A 17,661-nucleotide genomic window follows, 5' to 3' on the forward strand; every position below is an offset into this window, starting at 1 on the left:
TATGCCGTTGATTCGTGCGCCTTGGTCAAATGTATTTTGCCGCCGGGACGCTTATTCCAAAGCACCGACCCCGTTACCCTGCCTTCAGACATTTTTAATCTTTAGGCACCCCCTATGAAAAAAGTACTCCTGCTCAACGGCGGTAAGAAATTCGCCCATTCCGACGGTCGCTACAACGGCACCCTGCATGAAGCCGCCCTGGCGGTACTGGATCGTGGCGGCATCGACGTCAAGGAAACCCACATCGACGCCGGCTACGACGTGGCCGAAGAAGTCGCCAAATTCCTCTGGGCCGACGTGATCATCTACCAGATGCCCGGCTGGTGGATGGGCGCTCCGTGGATCGTCAAGAAGTACATCGATGAAGTCTTCACCGAAGGCCACGGCAGCCTGTACGCCAGCGACGGCCGCACCCGCTCCGACTCGTCGCAGAAATACGGCAGCGGTGGCCTGATCCAGGGCAAGCAATACATGCTGTCCCTGACCTGGAACGCTCCTCAGCAAGCGTTCGACGACCCCACCGACTTCTTCGAAGCCAAGGGCGTGGACGCGGTGTATTTCCCGTTCCACAAGGCCAACGAGTTCCTTGGCATGACCGGCCTGCCGACCTTCCTCTGTGTGGACGTGATGAAGCGCCCGGCCATCGAAGCCGACGTGGCGCGTTATGAACAGCATCTGGCACAGGTGTTTAACCTGAGTCTGTAATGCGGCTAGTATCCGTGCAGCCGCTATAAAGAGGATTCACGTTGAAAGCCCGATCCGATGAGCTACAGATCTTCGTCTGCGTGATTGAATGCGGGTCGATTTCCGCCGCAGCCGAGCAGGTCGGGCAGACGCCGTCGGCGGTCAGCCGCACTTTGTCGCGCCTGGAAGCCAAGCTCGACACCACCCTGATCAATCGCACCACCCGGCGCATGGACCTGACCGAAGAGGGCAAGTATTTCTTCGAGCGGGCCAAGGTGATCCTCGAGCAGATGGACGACCTGGAAGAACGCCTGTCGTCGCGCCAGCAAACCCCGTCGGGGCGCCTGCGGATCAACGCGGCGTCGCCGTTCATGCTGCATGCGATCGTGCCGTACATCGCCGAGTTTCGTGGCCTGTACCCGGATATCCAGCTGGAACTGAACAGCAACGACCTGATCATCGACCTGCTGGAACAGAGCACCGACATCGCGATCCGTATCGGTGCCCTGGCCGACTCGACGTTGCACGCCCGCTCACTGGGGTGCAGCCCGCTGCATATCCTCGCCAGCCCGGCGTACCTGGAACAGCACGGCACGCCCACCACCGTTGCCGAACTGGCCGAACACACGTTGCTCGGCTTCACCCAGACCGAAACCCTCAACCACTGGCCGTTGCGCCATGTGCACGGCGATCGCTGGCAAATCCAGCCCGGTGTCGCCGCTTCCAGCGGTGAAACCTTGCGCCAGCTGGCGCTGGAAGGGCAGGGCATCACCTGTCTATCGGACTTCATGACCGCCCAGGACATCAAGACCGGGCGCCTGATACCGGTGCTGGCCGAGTTCAACAGCGGCTATCGTCAACCGATCAACGCGGTGTACTACCGCAACTCGCAATTGGCCTTGCGCATCCAGTGCTTCCTGGACTTTATCCAGGGCAAGCTGGCCAGCTACGCCAGCTGATTCGTGACCTCTGCGCAAGATTGAATTGGGCAATACGGACTTATTCGGAATGGATAGGTCCGCAATACTGAGTCCATCAATTACTCACGCAGGGAGACACCTCCATGAACGTATTCATCACCGGCGCTGCCGGTTTTATCGGCGGTTCCATCGCCACTGGCCTGGTCAAGGCCGGCCATAACGTCACCGGCCTGGTGCGCAGCACCGAACAGGCTGCGGAAATGACGGCACTGGGTATCACGCCGGTGATCGGTACGCTGGATGACAGCGCGCTGTTGACCGAGCAGGCGAAGAAAGCTGACGCGGTGATCAACGCCGCCAGCAGCGACCATCGCGGCGCGGTGGAAACCTTGCTGGCCGCGCTGCGCGGTTCCAACAAAACCTTCCTGCACACCAGCGGTTCGAGCATCGTTGGCGATGCGTCGGGCGGTAAGTCCAGCGATGTCATCTACTTTGAAGACAACCTGCCGGAGCCGACCGTCGACAAGGCCGCTCGCGTGGCCATCGACAATCTGATCCTGGCTGCCGCCAAAGATGGCGTGAACTCGGCAGTGATCTGCAACACCCTGATCTACGGTCACAGCCTGGGCGTCAAGCGCGACAGCGTGCAGTTGCCACGCTTGCTCAAGCAGGCACGCAAAAGCGGTGTAGTGCGGCATGTGGGCACCGGGCAGAACATCTGGTCCAACGTGCACATTGAAGACGTGGTTGCGTTGTACCTGCTGGCGTTGGAAAAGAATGTGCCGGGCACTTTCTACTTTGTGGAGAGTGGCGAAGCGGCGTTTGTCGACATGACCACCGCGATTGCCGAAGCGCTGAAGCTGGGTAAACCACAGGATTGGCCATTGGCGGATGCCGAGGCCGAGTGGGGTTATGAAATGGCCAACTATGGCCTGGGCTCCAACAGCCGGGTTCGCGGCAAGCATGCGCGGGAATTGCTGGGGTGGGCGCCGAAGCGGACTTCTGTAGTTGAGTGGATTCGCAACGAGATGGTGTGATGTTCGCTTGAGACCGAGGCGAGCCCTTCGCGAGCAAGCCCGCTCCCACACTTAACCGAGTTCCAACTTTGGAATGCGGTCAAATGTGGGAGCGGGCTTGCTCGCGAAAGGGGCGACTCGGTCCAACGGTCTTACCCAACACTAGCCCCACCCCGCCCAATTCCGTACCATCCCCCGCCTTATCCCTCGCAACTCCCCGGTACTTCAATGAACCTCACCCGTCTGCGCGCCGACGCCCTGGCCGGACTCACCACGTCTTTTGCCTTGCTGCCCGAATGCATCGCCTTTGCCCTGGTGGCTCACCTCAACCCGCTGATGGGCCTTTACGGCGCATTCATCATCTGCACCCTCACCGCGCTGTTCGGCGGCCGGCCCGGCATGGTCTCCGGTGCCGCAGGCTCGATGGCGGTGGTGATCGTCGCGCTGGTGGTGCAGCACGGCGTGCAGTACCTGCTGGCCACGGTGTTGCTGGGCGGGTTGATCATGGTCGCCTTCGGCCTGTTGCGCCTGGGCAAGCTGGTGCGCATGGTGCCGCACCCGGTGATGCTCGGGTTCGTCAACGGCCTGGCGATCATCATTGCCCTGGCGCAGCTGGAGCATTTCAAGAGCGGTGACACCTGGCTCAGCGGCACGCCGCTGTACGTAATGACCGGGCTGGTCGCGGCCACCATGGCCATCGTCTACCTGCTGCCGCGCCTGACCCGCGCCGTACCGCCAGCCCTGGTGGCGATCCTCGGCGTGGGCCTGGCGGTGTACCTGCTCGGCCTGCCGACCCGCACCCTGGGCGACATGGCCCACATCGCCGGCGGCCTGCCGACCTTCGCGCTGCCACAGATTCCCTGGACCCTCGAAACCCTGCACATCATCGCGCCCTACGCGATCCTGATGGCCATGGTCGGCCTGTTGGAAACCCTGCTGACCCTCAACCTCACCGACGAAATCACCGAAACCCGCGGCTACCCGGACCGCGAAAGCGTGGCCTTGGGTGCCGCCAACATGGTCTCGGGCCTGTTCGGCGGCATGGGCGGTTGCGCGATGATCGGACAAACCGTGATCAACCTCAGTTCCGGCGGGCGCGGGCGCTTCTCCGGGGTATTTGCCGGGGTGATGATCCTGCTGTTCATTCTGTTTCTGTCACCGCTGATCGAGCGCATTCCGCTGGCGGCGCTGGTGGGGGTGATGTTTGTGGTGTCCCAGCAGACGTTTGCCTGGGCTTCGTTGCGGGTGATCAACAAGGTGCCGCTCAACGACGTGCTGGTGATCATGGCGGTGACGGTGATTACCGTGTTCACCGACCTGGCGACGGCGGTGCTGTGCGGGATTGTGATTGCGGCGCTGAACTTCGCCTGGCAGCAAGCGCGCGAGCTGTACGCGGATGAGCACATGGAAGCGGACGGCAGCAAACTCTATCGGGTGCACGGCACGCTGTTTTTTGCCTCGACCACGCCGTTTTTGAATCGCTTCGATCCGGCCAACGACCCGGCCCAGGTGACGCTGGATTGCCGTCACTTGAGCTTCGTCGACTATTCAGCGATTGCTGCGTTGATGACCCTGCGCGAGCGCTACACCAAGGCCGGCAAGCATTTGCGGGTGCTGCACCTGTCCGAGCGCTGCCGCAAACTGCTCAAGCGCGCCCGGGTGCAGCACGACTGACCGTTGTTGAAGTGCGATGATCGTTCCCACGCTCTGCGTGGGAACGCCGCTTTGGACGCTCCGCGTCCGCTCTTAAAGTCGTGACGCGGAGCGTCACAGGATGCATTCCCACGCAGAGCGTGGGAACGATCATGGTCCGACCAGGTTTTCCAATTCCTGGGCGCGGGTCTGGGTCATGTCCAGCACGCAGCCGGAGCCGTTGACCTGATCAATGGTGCCGCCGGTGGCCGAGCCGATGAAGCCGCAATTGGCATCGCGAAACTTGATCCACTGGCGCTGTACGTCCTGCAATTGCTGCTTGCGGTTGCCTTCCATCGCCGTCATCGCGGTTTTGTAGGCGGTATTCAGGCGCGCGTCCTGCACCTTGGTTTCCTTGGCGTTGCAATCGACCATGTCGGCGGTGGTGTTGGCGCCGTCCATGCATTTTTTCAGTGCCGGGTTCTCATCGGCCGAGGCCGTGCCGCACAAGGCCAGCAACAGTGCGCCGGCGGCGAAAGGAACAAGCAGGGGGTTACGATTCATTCTGGGTTTTCCTGGTCATGAGTCGGTGTGCAGTCTAAGACTCGGCCTGCGCAGTTGAGTTTCCAGCCCCGGCGATCTTCATGTAAGAACGCCCCCCGAATTTTCATCCACTGACCCTGGGCATATCCCTGCGCGACAGGGCTTGTCTGTGGGCGAAAATTACTTTCATAAAAATTGAAAATACACCTAGGTAATGATTTATGACTTTCACAACCTATTCGACGTGACCCTTTCCGAGGAGTACCGCATGGCCGCATCACCGGGGTATTGGCTGTTGATCTACGCCGCCATCGCCATCATTGCATTGATCGTATTGATCGCGCGTTACCGGCTCAACCCGTTTATCGTCATCACCCTGGTGTCTATCGGCCTGGCGCTGCTGGCCGGAATGCCGGCGGATACGATCATGGGCTCCTACGAGGCGGGCGTCGGCAAGACGCTGGGGCATATTGCGCTGGTGGTCGCGCTGGGCACCATGCTCGGCAAGATGATGGCCGAGTCCGGTGGCGCCGAGCAGGTGGCGCGCACGCTGATCAACCGGTTCGGCGAGCGTAACGCGCACTGGGCAATGGTGTGTATCGCGTTCCTGGTGGGGCTGCCGCTGTTTTTCGAGGTCGGTTTTGTGTTGCTGGTGCCGATCGCGTTTACCGTGGCGCGGCGGGTGGGCGTGTCGATCCTGATGGTCGGCCTGCCGATGGTGGCCGGCTTGTCGGTGGTGCATGCGCTGGTGCCGCCGCATCCGGCGGCGATGATGGCGGTGCTGGCCTATAACGCCTCGGTCGGGCAGACGGTGCTGTATGCAATTTTGATCGGCATACCCACCGCGATCATTGCCGGCCCGCTGTACGCCAAATTTATCGTGCCGCACATTCACCTGCCGGCGGAAAACCCGCTGGAACGTCAGTTCATCGACCGCGCGCCGCGCACCCGCCTGCCGAGTTTCGCCCTGACCATGGGCACCATCCTGTTACCGGTGGTGCTGATGATGATCGGCGGCTGGGCCAACCTGATTTCCACACCGGGCACCGCCTTTAACCAGTTCCTGTTGTTTATCGGTAACTCGGTGATTGCGCTGCTGGTGGCGACCCTGGTGAGCTTCTGGACCCTCGGCCTGGCCCAGGGCTTCAACCGCGAGTCGATCCTCAAGTTCACCAACGAATGCCTGGCACCGACCGCCAGCATCACCTTGCTGGTGGGCGCGGGCGGTGGTTTGAACCGGATTCTGGTGGACGCCGGGGTCACCAATGAAATCCTCGGCCTGGCCCACGCCTTCAACCTGTCGCCCCTGGTGATGGGCTGGCTGTTCGCCGCGCTGATGCGCATCGCCACCGGCTCGGCCACCGTGGCCATGACCACGGCCTCAGGCGTGGTTGCACCGGTTGCGATGGGCCTGGGTTATCCACACCCGGAATTGCTGGTGCTGGCCACCGGCGCGGGTTCGGTAATCTTTTCCCACGTAAACGACGGCGGCTTCTGGCTGATCAAGGAATACTTCAATATGACGGTGATCCAGACCTTCAAGACCTGGACCGTGCTGGAGACCCTGATTTCGGTGGTCGCCTTCGGTCTGACTTATGGTTTGTCCTGCATCTTGTAACCCGGAGCCGAACCGATGGACATCCTCTACCAGATCCGCGCCCGCCAGGATTCCTTCAGCGCCGGCGAAGGGCGTATCGCCAAGCTGATGCTCGATGATGTCGGCTTTGCAGCGTCCGCCAGCCTGGAAGAATTGTCCCAACGGGCCGAGGTCAGCACCGCCACCTTGTCGCGTTTTGCCCGCAGCGTCGGCTGCCGCGACCTGCGTGACCTGCGCCTGCAACTGGCCCAGGCCAGCGGTGTCGGCAGCCGTTTCCTCGACCCGGCGGGCCTGCCGGAGCAGTCGGCGTTTCACCGGCAGATTCTCAGCGATATCGAGGCGACGTTGCGCCGGCACCTGTCCGGTTTCAACCAGCGCAGCTTTGTCGACGCCGTGAGCCTGCTGGGCAATGCGCAGATGATCCACGCGTTCGGCATGGGCGGGCCGTCGAGCCTGTGCAGTGACGAGTTGCAAGTGCGCCTGGTGCGCCTGGGCTACTCGATCGCCGCTTGCCACGACCCGGTGATGATGCGGGTGACGGCCGCCACCTTGGGTTCGGAGCATGCACTGATTGTTTGCTCGCTGACCGGTATCACCCCGGAGGTATTGGGCGTGGTGGCATTGGCGCGTAACTACGGCGCCAAAATCATCGCCATCACCCTGCCGGATTCTCCGCTGGCGCAGTTGGCCGATGTGCTGCTGCCGCTGCAACCGGCCGAAACCAGTTTTATCTACAAGCCAACGGCGGCGCGCTACGGAATGCTGTTGGCCATCGATGTGCTCGCTACCGAGCTGGCCTTGGCCATGCCGGACGACAACCAGGAACGCCTGCGACGGATCAAGCTGGCCCTAGACGATTATCGCGGCGGCCCTGACAGCCTGCCGCTTGGAGATTGAGATGAAGTACCACACGCTGATCCGCCAGGCGCTGATCATTGATGGCAGCAACACCCCCGGCTATGTCGCCGATGTGGCAGTGCACGAGGGCCGTATCGAGAAGATCGGCGACCTGTCCCGGGACAGCGCCGAGCATGAAATCGACGCTGCCGGGCGCGTATTGGCGCCGGGGTTTATCGACGTGCACACCCACGACGACACGGTAGTGATCCGTCACCCGCAGATGTTGCCCAAGCTGAGCCAGGGCGTGACCACGGTGATTGTCGGCAACTGCGGCATCAGCGCCTCGCCCGTGAGCTTGCAGGCTGATCCGCCGGACCCGATGAACCTGCTGGGCACCGCCGAGGCCTTTGCCTACCCACGGTTCAGCGATTACCGCGCGGCGGTGGAAAACGCCCACCCGGCCGTCAATGTGGCGGCGCTGATCGGCCACACCGCGCTGCGCAGCAACCATATGGACGACCTGCACCGTACCGCCACGCCGGGTGAAATCACCGCGATGCGCGTGCAGTTGCAGGAGAGTCTGGCGGACGGTGCCCTGGGTTTATCCACCGGGCTTGCATACGCGAGCGCCTTCAACGCCGAGACCGATGAAGTGCTGCAGTTGAGTGAAGAACTGACGGCGTATGGCGCGGTGTACACCACCCATTTGCGCAGCGAATTCGAACCGGTGCTGGAGGCGATGGACGAGGCTTTTCTGATCGGCCGGCATGCCAAGGCGCCGGTGATCATTTCCCACCTCAAGTGCGCGGGCGCCGGTAACTGGGGGCGCAGTCCGCAGTTGTTGGCCTCGCTGGAACACGCGGCGAAGACCCACCCGGTGGGCTGCGATTGCTACCCGTATGCGGCCAGCTCTTCGACCCTGGACCTCAAGCAAGTCACCGATGCCTTTCGCATCACCATCACCTGGTCTACGCCGCATCCGGAAATGGGCGGGCGGGATCTGCAGGACATTGCCGCCGAGTGGGCGGTGCCGCTGATGGACGCCGCCCGCCGCCTGCAACCCGCCGGGGCGGTGTATTACGGGATGGACGAGACCGACGTGCAGCGCATCCTGGCGCATCCGCTGTCGATGATTGGCTCGGATGGTTTGCCGGAAGATCCGTTTCCTCATCCACGTCTGTGGGGCGCGTTTCCCCGGGTACTGGGGCATTTCAGCCGGGACCTTGGCTTGTTCCCGCTGCACACCGCCGTGCACAAGATGACTGGCTTGTCGGCAGCGCGCTTTGGCTTGGCCGAGCGCGGTGAAATCCGTGAAGGACACTGGGCCGATCTGGTGCTGTTTGATCCGTTGCGGGTGCGGGATGTGGCGGACTTCAAAGAGCCGCAGCGCGCGGCGGAAGGGATTGACGGTGTGTGGGTCAATGGCGTGCTCAGCTACAGAGACGGGCAGGCCAATGGGCAGCGGTCCGGACGATTCCTGGCGCGCAGTGGGGATTTGCGAAAGGGATTTGCGGCCGTATAGTGGCCGCTCTCAAATACGGAGCAATCGCCATGCACTTAGGAAAAGTCACCCCCATCTTGCGCAGTTTCGACGAGGCCAAAACGTTGGAGTTCTACGTCGACTTCCTGGGGTTCAAGGTCGATTGGCAGCACCGGTTTGAAGACAACTTTCCGCTGTACCTGCAGGTGTCGCTGGGGGACTGCGTGCTGCACTTGTCCGAGCACCATGGCGATTGCACGCCAGGTGCGGCGGTGCGGATTCAGGCTCAAGGGTTGGAAGCGTACCAGCAACAATTGCTGGCCAGGAATTATCGCAACGCCAAGCCCGGTATTGAAGACACGCCGTGGGGCAGCCGCGAGATGAGCATCAGCGACCCGTCGGGGAACCGGTTGGTGTTTGTTGAAGAAGTCAGCAGCTGAGGCTGCGCGCATAAATCGCAGGCAATAAAAAACCGCCTTAGTAGGGCGGTTTTTTATTGCAATCCCAGTTCGCGGCTGGGGTTGCGCCTCACCGGAAGCATTGACCTGCTGACCGGATACTACTGTCGGTTCAGGCATCACGCAAGGCCTGGTGTCACTCGGTGCTTTCAGTTCTTTGAGATCTACGCTATTTAAGGACGACTGCAAAAACTGGCAATAAATTCTTGGAGCGTTACCGGTGGATTAGTTCTCCCAGGTCACACCTTTGAGCGGGATGTTCGTTAGTATCGCCCCCGTTCTGTGTATGTCGTTTGTAGGTGGGCTGGGTACGCGCGCGAATTTATGGACCGAACGCCACGGGCTAGTAATCGGTGCCGGATTCATGCGGGAGGACCCAAAGCCCGGCCGCCTCACTGGAAGCATTGACCTGCGTCCGAAGGCTCACGTGTTCCGGTAAGTGCGCTGGAGGTAGGCCCAACTGATGGAGGGCCGAGTATGTCCAAGTTTGCACGACGTACGTGGGACCTCGTAGTGAACTCCCTGCGTGTTTATCACGTGTGGAAATTCCTGCGGGACAGCTTTGATGACCGTTAAGGTCTGAGAAGTGGGCCGCCCCGGTTTCGACCGGGGCGGCTTTTTTGTGCCTGGGATTTACACCCGGAAATGGCTGACCATCTGCTGCAACTGCCCGCCCAAACGCGCCAGTTCCACACTTGACTTGGCCGTCTCGTCACTGGCCGCTGCCGTCTGCTCCGACACGTCCCGCACATTCACGATGCTGCGGCTGATCTCTTCCGCCACGGCACTCTGCTGCTCGGCGGCTGCGGCGATCTGCTGGTTCATCGACTGGATATTCGACACCGTACGGGTGATGTTTTCCAGTGACACACCGGCCTTGCGCGTCAGTTCGACGCTGCTGTCGGTGAGGCTGCGGCTGTTGTTCATCACGGCGGCCACTTGCTGGGTGCCGTTCTGCAAACCGGCCACCAGGCCTTCGATTTCTTCGGTGGATTTCTGGGTGCGCTGGGCCAGGCCGCGCACCTCATCGGCGACCACCGCAAAACCGCGACCGGCTTCACCGGCACGGGCGGCTTCGATGGCGGCGTTGAGCGCCAGCAGGTTGGTCTGCTCGGCCACGGCCTTGATCACGTCCATCACGCTGCCGATCTTGTTGCTCTCTTGTTGCAGGTGCGTCATGGCGTCGGTGGAGCGCGCCACTTCAGCTGCCAGGCGCTCGATCTGGGCGATGGCTTCGGCCACCACCTTGTCACCGGCACGGGCTTCACCGTCGGCGGCCGAGGCAGCCTGGGACGCTTGTTCGGCGTTGCGTGCGACTTCCTGCACGGTGGCAGTCATTTCGTGCATGGCGGTGGCCACTTGATCGGTCTCGATCTTCTGGCTGTTGACCCCGGCACTGGTCTGTTCGGTCACGGCCGACAGCTCTTCGGCGGCGCTGGCGATCTGGGTCACGCCGTCACGGATGCCGCTGATCAGTTCACGCAGGGTAGTGCCCATGCGCTGGATGCCCTGTTGCAACACGCCGAGTTCGTCGCGGCGGGTCACCTGGATGTTGTGGCTCAGGTCGCCGGAAGCGATGCGCTCCACCACGGCGAGGGTCTCGCGCAGTGGGCGGGTGATCTGGCGGGTGATGATCACCGCAGCCACGATGCCCACCAGCAAGGCCAGCAATGTGCTGATCAGTTGCAGGCTGCGGGCCTGGGCGCTTTCGGCGTCGCGGCGTTGCAGCTGGATGTCGTACAGCTTGTCGCTGATGGTGACAATGTCGGTGCCCTGGGTGGTCATTTCTGCCCGGGCCGAGACGATGTTGGCGTTGGCCGCCTTGTAGTTCTGCACCGCGCTGCGATAGGCGCCGAGGGCGGTTTCCAGGGCTGTCAGTGCAGGCTGTTGGCTGGCGCCAAACGCTGCGTGCAGGCCTTTCAGACCGTCGATGGCTTTCTCGATCTGCGCGGCGGCACGGGCTTCAGTCTCGGCGTTGACGTTGCCGGTGTAGCCGCGCACTTCGTAGCGGGCCAACTGGAACTGTTCCTTGGCGCTGGTCACGGCCTCGAACTGGGCAAAGCGCTCGGTGCTCTCGGGCATCTGGCGCACGCTGGCGTCCAGGGCACTGATCTGCGCATTGGCGATGTCAGCCTTGTCGCCCATGACCTGGCGCGCGGCGTTACCGTTGCGGTAGGCCTCGCGCATTTTGTTCAAGGACTGCTGGTAAGCGGTGATGATCGCTTTTTGCTCATTGAGCAGCTTGAGGTTGTCCGGGCTCTTGAAGCTGTCCAGCAGCTTCTGTTGCTGGGCGACAAAACCGTCGAGGTTGGTCTGCACGTTTTGCGCCACGGCTTCGTCGCCGTTGGCCAACATGTATTGCAGGCGCACGATGCGCAACTTGGTCAGCGAAGCGTTGAGCTGGGTGATGTCGCTCATCCAGTTGCTGCGGTCGATCAGGCCGCCCAGGCTGGTCCAGCCGGTGAGCGCGAGGATCGAGGTGAGGACCAGTACCAGGCCGAAGCCCAGGCCCAGTTTCATATTGACGCTGATGTTGCCGAACCAACTATTCATCGCATTCCTCCAGGAACAGATTTGCGGGTACATCCGGTTGCTGGAAGTAGCGACCAGCCGATGGGTAGTCAGGAGGTATCGGCAGCCCTGGCGAGAGCTGAAACGGTTTTTTCGTGAGGGCAGGATTTATGGAACGTGAGCGACGAGCGGTCGCACCGCCCTCATGCAGAGGGCGGTGCGAGGATCAGTGGACTTGGCGCATTCTTTTGCTGGTGGTGATGATGTCGATCAACGCTTCCCTGCTGCTGAAACGGCGGTCATCCAGGTTCCAGCGATTGACGAAGTGCCCCCTGGCATCCTGCTGCAACGCGGTGTGGACCAGTACGCCGTCGCGGTTTTTATGGACCATCTCCAACCCATCGTCCAGGGTGCGCTGAAGCAGATAGTCGCCTTTGCGCCGCAGGCGTTGTTCGAGGCTGAGGGGGGGTGCGGGCGTGGCAGGTAGCGGCAATGGCGCACCGGCGACTTCGACGTTTTTCTTGAAGTCGTAGCGCACCAGTGGCCATTGCTGCTCGCGCGGCAGCGCCTGGACGCTGGCGGGCTCACGCACAAAGCCGCTGGCCGAGCCGGGAGGCACATCGTCCAGCAGCAGACTGATGCCGTTGTTGAGCTCGGCAATGCCCGGCACGCCGCGATGGGTATTGGCGTGCGTTTCGCCCACCAGTGCGACCCACTTGTGCGGCCCCTGTTGAAGCTGATCGGCGCGGATCACCTGGGTTGCAAAGTAGTTGAACATTGATGTCCTGGAGCCGGGCATGCCGTCCACCCGCAAGCTGGCGACACAGTCGAGTGCGCGGATCCGCACGTTATGCTTCATCGCCACCTGCACCAGGCTGACAAAACCGTAGGGGCTGTCGGCCGGTACGCCGTGGCCTTTGTCCAATGCGTTGAGGTAGCTCCACAGTTCATCTGGCATAAAGCCCAGGCTGTGGACGATATCCAGGTCGGCTTGATGCAGCTCGGTGGTGAGTTGCTCCATGTACAGGGTTTTTACTTCTCGCGGGCCCTTCAGGTATTCCATGTGCCGGCTGAGGAAGCCTTTGCTCGACGTACCGGCGTGGGCTTCGCCGACTACCAGGCCATCGGCGGTGTCCAGCAGTTGATCGATAAATTTCGCCTCATCCAGGGCCGGGTCGACCGCAGGCAGTGCTCCTCGAGCAGGCGGTGTGTGTTCGGTAAAAAACGCCTGGGCCTGATCCTGAAGTTTTTTGCGGGTCTGGTCGAACGTGGTTTGCGCCGCGCGACGGCTGCTGGCGGTCTCCCTGTAGGCGGTGGCGAAGAGCGCTTCACGCGTGCCTATCGGCAAGGTGATTTCCTCGCTGATCAGGCCCAGGTGTTCATGGGGCAGGTCAAAGGTGCTGAAGTGGCGCGGCGCCTCAACAGGCAGAGGGCGCGTTGGCCGTAGCGCGTGTGAGCGCTCCACCGAGGGCCCCGGGTGCGGCGCCGGTTGGCGTGCCGTGTGCAGCGACAGCTTCAGGTCGCCCTTGGCCAGGGCATCGCCGGGAATGCCGCCGGCCACATCCGCGATGACTCGGGTGGGTTGGTCGAAGGCGTCGTCGACCCGCAGGGCAATGCTCTTTTGCAGGTCGGCCAGGCCCGGCGTGCCGCGATAGGTGCTCATGCGTTTTTGATCAACCAACGCTATCCAGCGCTCGCCCGGTTTTTTCGCCTGGTCATCGTTGATGAGGGTGTGGGAGTAAAAGTTGGTCAGCCGGTTGGCGCGAATCGGGGCCGGGCGTGAATCAAACAGGCACAGGGTGTTTTCCAGGTCGTAGGAGCTTGAGGCGTTCAACGGCCGAACCTCAATCCCGTGCTGTTGCGCGGTGTTTACCAGCATCCAGTGGCCGTGCAACCCGTCGGGGTCGCGGTAATTTTCCTTGTCGATGGATTTGAGCTGGCCCTCGGCCCGTTTGGAGAAACCACTGGAAAACCGTGAGTGGGTTTTCAAGTGATGAATGTCGCGCCACAGCGGCTCGATATAGAGAACCGTCACGTTCAGTTCGCGCAGGTATTGCATGTTTTCGATCAGCACCTGTTTAGCTGCGGTGGAAAACGGTGCCTCGCCCACTACCAGGTGGTGCGCGTCATCGATCAGCAGCTTAAGCAAATCACGCAGGGCAATGTCTGGCGCCGGGTTCAGGGTTTCGGCCCGGGGAACCACGGCGGGCAACCGTGCAAAAAACGCGTCGGCGTCATCCGTCAGGGCCCTGACATTGTCCAGGTGCTGTTTGAGTGCCGGGGCGAGTTGCCGACGCGAGATCCAGATGCTGTGGGTATTGAGGTCTCGATCCAGGTAGGCGATCTGCAGGAACAGCGCCGACCGGTCCTCGGGGGCGATGACGGCCGCTACGTCCCGGCGAAACTTTTCCGACAACTCATAGGGCTGCCCGAGTCTTTCAGGGCCAGGCATGCCACCGATGACACCGGAGCGCTGCCACTGTCCGTCCACCGTCTGGTTCACCAGCTTGCCGGTGGAGCGCAATTGCCCGCTGGCGTTGTCGTAGCGAAACAACAGGAATCGCCCCAGGCTGTCCGGGGTGTGCGAGGCCCACAGGCTGTCGCCGGCAAACAGCACGGGCTGCATGCCCTGGGGCAATGGGGGTTGCGGTTGCAATTGCTTGATCAAGCTCATGGCCTGTTGGTCCTTGGTCACCCGGGCAATATGGCGTAACGGCGGACGGGCGAGCTTGACGGGGGCGAACAGCAGGGGCCGCAGGTCGGTCAACAACGTCCCGCCGGCATTGAGCAGCGCACCCAGATAGTGTCCCAGCGCGGCGGCGGTGTCGTTGCGGCTGTAGGCATGCAGGGCGAGCATCGAATCCTTGAACACCAGCAAGCCGCCCAAGGCCAGGCTCAGTGCCGGGAAGGGCGCGGTCAGCACGGCAATGGTGATTTCGCCGATCACGCTGACCAGCTCCATGATCATCTGCAAGCGCCCGGTGGTGGTGCTTTTGACTTCGTCGATACGGTGACGCAGCTTTTTGTCGTAGGTGTGGTAATGCAGGTTCTTCAGCGGCAGTGCGGTGCGAGGCACTTCGTCGAACACCGGCTTGGAATACACCCCCTTGAGCTGTGCCGGCAGGCCGGCCACCAACGCATGCAACCTCGGCTCGAACGCCGCGCGCTCAACGCTGGCGACCCGGCTGATGTAGTAGGTGTCCATGCCTTCAAGGTTTTTCAGGCGTTCGTTGAATTCCCGTTGCGGCCTGAAGGCGATGCCATCCGGTGCGTGCGGGGTGTAGAGCAGGGGCAGGTCGTTGGCGTGGTGGAACAGGTAGCAGCCATCGATCACTTGCCCGCAGATGTGCAGGGGATAGAGCCGATACCGAGTGCGCACGACATCGCTGTTATCGGCCAGGCTGTCGATGCTTTTTCCCAGCCAGGCCAGGTCGCCTGTTGCCAGGCAGCCTTGCAGGCAGCACTCAAGCGCGGCGACGTGCATGTGCAGTTGGGCAACCTCCAGGGCCATGTTGCGGCGCCATGCATAGTGGGGGACTTGCGGGTCCAGCAGGGTTTTCTCGACCTCGGCGACATAGCGGTCACCGATCCAGGTGCCTCTGACCGAGTTGCTCACCGTTTGCGCGGTGAGTCGACTCAGGTCGACGCCGGGCGGTCCCTTGAACTGCGCGGTGGTGCTGGCGTCGGGGTTGATAAAGCCCAGGCTGGCGTCGTAGCCGTTGCGGTACAGCGTGGTGTAGCTGACGCGTTCGCGCGGGGTGATCACGCCCACGAGGTTTGGGTCTACCGCCGGGATCGGGTTGCCGAGCAGTTGGTTGAGGGCGGCTTTTGCCGCCTTGTGCAAGTAACTGTCGAAGTCGGGAAACTGTTGTGGGCTACCCGGGCTTGCGGCGTAGGCCTGTGCCGCGCCCAGTGCCTGTTCCTTGAGATCGGCGAGTTTCTGTCGGTCGGCTGCCGATGCCTGGCTCAGCCACTTTGGCATCTGATACAGGTATTCATCGGCCTGCATGGCCAGCGTCGTGGTGCTCATTTCCACCAGGCAGGCCTCATAGGTGGAGGGCGCGCCGAAACTGATCATCAAATACTCAAGGCTGGCCGGGGTAAAACCCAGGGCGGAAAGCATCGCGCTGTATTTGGGCCGGATCCGGCTGACCAACTGTTCAAGCAGGTAGTCTTTCATGCTGCGCGAATCGGGAGCGGACGCTATCTCCTGGCTCCAGCCGAGGATATGCGCCTGCAATTCCCGCTCGCTGCCAAAGGCCTGGAACTGTTCGGCGCGTGGCGCGTGAGGCGTGCACAGCAGCAAGCGTTTGACCGCGCCCGTTGCATCGGTCTGGCGCAGCACCCACAGGTCCTTGAGCGGAGCCTTGTGCAGGAACAGGCAGCAGGCAGTGAGTGTGGGCGAGGGGCCTTCACTGAGGGTTTGCAGCAGTGCGTAGTCGTCCGCGCTGATATGGTTTTGCAACGATGCACTGTAGGCCAGCGCGTGCAGGCGGCTGTCGAGCATCTGCTGCATGGCTTCCTGTACGGCGGGCAAACTGTGGGCGCGCTTTTGTTCTTCGGCGAAGGTCAGGCTTGGTTGAACCTTGGCCAGCAGCTCGGCGAGGTAAGCCGGGGTGACGTCCCGGAACTCGGGCGGCAATGGCTGCTGGGCGTAGGTCAGTTGGGTGTGCTCGAGAAACTCGGAACCGGCGTGTTCATCGCCACGGTGCAAGCCACGTACCGCCAGTTGCACCAGGTTGTTGTGCTGGTTGTACGAGTTGCCTGACTTCAGGGTGCGCTCGGTGCTGATCTGCAGTTGCTCGGGGATCAGGCCCTGGATATCCAGGTCGTCGTCCAGGTGCTCAAGCAATTGCAGGCGCGCCATGGCCTCGGGCGAGGCCGCCGGGCCGAGCAGCGCCAGCACTTGCAGGCTGAGGTGTTCGTAAGTGCGCAGGTGCTCGGCGAGGGTTTTGCGCTGGGCCTCATTGGCGCTGCGGTACCAGTCGGGAGCGGATTCGTGCAGCAGTTTTTCCAGTAACTGCTGCGCGCGCAGTTCCAGGCGCGAGGACAGGTCCCAAGGCGAGCAGCGCAGCGCCTGGTCCAGTTCGAGGGTCATTCTGGCGACGTCTGTCGGCGCTGGATGGCCGTCCAGGCCAAGGGCAAACGCGATGTCCTGATGTTGTTTGTCCTGCAGGGCGTTGTAGGTGTGTTCGTTCAGCGGGAGGCTGTCGATAGGGCCTGGCACCAGCGGCCAGATACTCGCCGCGCGCAAGTGCTGGTAACGGCGCGGCAAGTGTTGCAGCAGTTCCTGGCGCCAGGCCGACTGCTTCATGCGCTCCTGCAGCGTGCGGTCCAGGTGTTTGAGTGAGGTGAAAGCCTCCAGGCCTCTGGAGGGGGTGAACAGCAACACATCGCCGTCCTCGATCTCCAGGTGGGTTACCGGTGTTTGGCTGCGGGTGAGTATGAACACCCCGGCGAACTCGATGGCCTGCTGGCGGTAGCGAAACGTCAGGCGATGGATACCCGGGCGCAGCTCGGGGCCGCTGACGATATTCGTCACCAGCAGCTGGTCGGCAGGGCTGAGCAGGCGATCGTTGACCTTCAGCCTGGCCTCGGCCTCCAGCATCGGCTGGTGGCTGTCGAGTATCCAGTTCTTGCGTAGATGGCCGTTGGGCCGCCGTTCGATTTCCAGGGCGGCCAGCTTCTTGTGCAATGCCTGGCTGATGCGCGTGCGGTTCAACCGGCCGGGCTCGCCCTGGATCACCCAGTCGCCGGGGACGGTGTAATGCACTTGTGCGTTCTGCAGGCTCCAGCGGCTTTCTTCTGCCAGGGCGGTGTGCAATGCCTGCACCTCCAGCAACTCGGTAGAAGACTGCGCTGCCGGTGCGTGGCCGTTGGGGAAAATCTGTAGACGATGACCGATTTGCAGCAGGTAGCCGTTCAGTTGTTCCGGGGTAAGTGGTGATGTGTTCGGGGGCTGGGCGGGCATGGCCGGTCC

Annotated in this window: 11 protein-coding genes and 1 pseudogene; 8 read left to right on the plus strand and 4 right to left on the minus strand. The window is 62.1% G+C overall.

The window, feature by feature from the left end; translation table 11 throughout:
- Positions 1 to 114: 114 nt before the first annotated feature.
- From QF039_RS33010 to QF039_RS33025, 4 genes are all read left to right on the plus strand, one after another.
- The gene (locus QF039_RS33010; protein WP_307522730.1) at positions 115 to 705 is read left to right on the plus strand and encodes an NAD(P)H-dependent oxidoreductase; all 591 of its coding nucleotides are present in this window, start codon (positions 115 to 117) and stop codon (positions 703 to 705) included.
- A gap of 41 nt (positions 706 to 746) precedes the next feature.
- Positions 747 to 1,643, plus strand: a complete 897-nt coding sequence (locus tag QF039_RS33015) for a LysR family transcriptional regulator (RefSeq protein WP_003212293.1) — start codon at positions 747 to 749, stop codon at positions 1,641 to 1,643.
- 104 nt (positions 1,644 to 1,747) lie between these two features.
- On the plus strand, positions 1,748 to 2,641 hold the full coding sequence (locus tag QF039_RS33020; protein ID WP_178966352.1) for an NAD-dependent epimerase/dehydratase family protein: 894 nt from the start codon (positions 1,748 to 1,750) through the stop codon (positions 2,639 to 2,641).
- A gap of 207 nt (positions 2,642 to 2,848) precedes the next feature.
- Complete coding sequence (locus QF039_RS33025) at positions 2,849 to 4,294, plus strand: SulP family inorganic anion transporter (RefSeq protein WP_087693438.1); 1,446 nt, start codon at positions 2,849 to 2,851, stop codon at positions 4,292 to 4,294.
- A gap of 129 nt (positions 4,295 to 4,423) precedes the next feature.
- On the opposite strand, the gene QF039_RS33030 is transcribed toward QF039_RS33025, so the two are convergent.
- On the minus strand, positions 4,424 to 4,816 hold the full coding sequence (locus QF039_RS33030) for a lysozyme inhibitor LprI family protein (RefSeq protein ID WP_177040605.1): 393 nt from the start codon (positions 4,814 to 4,816) through the stop codon (positions 4,424 to 4,426).
- A 193-nt stretch (positions 4,817 to 5,009) separates the two neighbouring features.
- Here QF039_RS33030 and QF039_RS33035 point away from each other — a divergent pair, with 193 nt between their 5' ends.
- The 4 genes from QF039_RS33035 to QF039_RS33050 are packed head-to-tail and all read left to right on the plus strand — an operon-like array spanning position 5,010 to position 9,152.
- Positions 5,010 to 6,413, plus strand: coding sequence for a gluconate:H+ symporter (locus QF039_RS33035; protein ID WP_177028361.1), 1,404 nt, complete (start codon positions 5,010 to 5,012; stop codon positions 6,411 to 6,413).
- Between the two features lie 15 nt (positions 6,414 to 6,428).
- The gene (locus QF039_RS33040) at positions 6,429 to 7,289 is read left to right on the plus strand and encodes a MurR/RpiR family transcriptional regulator (protein WP_307522736.1); all 861 of its coding nucleotides are present in this window, start codon (positions 6,429 to 6,431) and stop codon (positions 7,287 to 7,289) included.
- 1 nt (position 7,290) lies between these two features.
- Positions 7,291 to 8,754, plus strand: a complete 1,464-nt coding sequence (locus QF039_RS33045; protein WP_307522738.1) for an amidohydrolase family protein — start codon at positions 7,291 to 7,293, stop codon at positions 8,752 to 8,754.
- A gap of 29 nt (positions 8,755 to 8,783) precedes the next feature.
- On the plus strand, positions 8,784 to 9,152 hold the full coding sequence (locus tag QF039_RS33050) for a glyoxalase superfamily protein (protein WP_177021603.1): 369 nt from the start codon (positions 8,784 to 8,786) through the stop codon (positions 9,150 to 9,152).
- Between the two features lie 651 nt (positions 9,153 to 9,803).
- On the opposite strand, the gene QF039_RS33875 is transcribed toward QF039_RS33050, so the two are convergent.
- The 3 genes and pseudogenes from QF039_RS33875 to QF039_RS33060 form a co-directional block, all read right to left on the minus strand.
- Positions 9,804 to 10,667, minus strand: coding sequence for a methyl-accepting chemotaxis protein (locus tag QF039_RS33875; protein ID WP_371132985.1), 864 nt, complete (start codon positions 10,665 to 10,667; stop codon positions 9,804 to 9,806).
- Positions 10,659 to 11,756, minus strand: a pseudogene (locus QF039_RS33880) (methyl-accepting chemotaxis protein); the annotation flags it as partial. The gene QF039_RS33875 and the pseudogene QF039_RS33880, both read right to left, overlap by 9 nt.
- Before the next feature lie 151 nt (positions 11,757 to 11,907).
- Entirely contained in the window at positions 11,908 to 17,652 is a 5,745-nt protein-coding gene (locus tag QF039_RS33060; protein WP_307522742.1) for a membrane-targeted effector domain-containing toxin, read from the minus strand.
- Positions 17,653 to 17,661 lie beyond the last annotated feature (9 nt).

The sequence above is a fragment of the Pseudomonas sp. W2I6 genome (genome assembly GCF_030815935.1).
GTDB lineage: Bacteria > Pseudomonadota > Gammaproteobacteria > Pseudomonadales > Pseudomonadaceae > Aquipseudomonas.

Excerpts from the sequence above, each read along its gene's own strand:
- QF039_RS33045 (WP_307522738.1), top strand. The coding sequence starts at position 7,291 with ATGAAGTACCACACGCTGATCCGCCAGGCGCTGATCATTGATGGCAGC.
- QF039_RS33030 (WP_177040605.1), bottom strand. The coding sequence starts at position 4,816 with ATGAATCGTAACCCCCTGCTTGTTCCTTTCGCCGCCGGCGCACTGTTG.
- QF039_RS33035 (WP_177028361.1), top strand. The coding sequence starts at position 5,010 with ATGATTTATGACTTTCACAACCTATTCGACGTGACCCTTTCCGAGGAG.
- QF039_RS33875 (WP_371132985.1), bottom strand. The coding sequence starts at position 10,667 with ATGGGCACTACCCTGCGTGAACTGATCAGCGGCATCCGTGACGGCGTG.
- QF039_RS33025 (WP_087693438.1), top strand. The coding sequence starts at position 2,849 with ATGAACCTCACCCGTCTGCGCGCCGACGCCCTGGCCGGACTCACCACG.
- QF039_RS33020 (WP_178966352.1), top strand. The coding sequence starts at position 1,748 with ATGAACGTATTCATCACCGGCGCTGCCGGTTTTATCGGCGGTTCCATC.
- QF039_RS33040 (WP_307522736.1), top strand. The coding sequence starts at position 6,429 with ATGGACATCCTCTACCAGATCCGCGCCCGCCAGGATTCCTTCAGCGCC.
- QF039_RS33050 (WP_177021603.1), top strand. The coding sequence starts at position 8,784 with ATGCACTTAGGAAAAGTCACCCCCATCTTGCGCAGTTTCGACGAGGCC.
- QF039_RS33060 (WP_307522742.1), bottom strand. The coding sequence starts at position 17,652 with ATGCCCGCCCAGCCCCCGAACACATCACCACTTACCCCGGAACAACTG.
- QF039_RS33010 (WP_307522730.1), top strand. The coding sequence starts at position 115 with ATGAAAAAAGTACTCCTGCTCAACGGCGGTAAGAAATTCGCCCATTCC.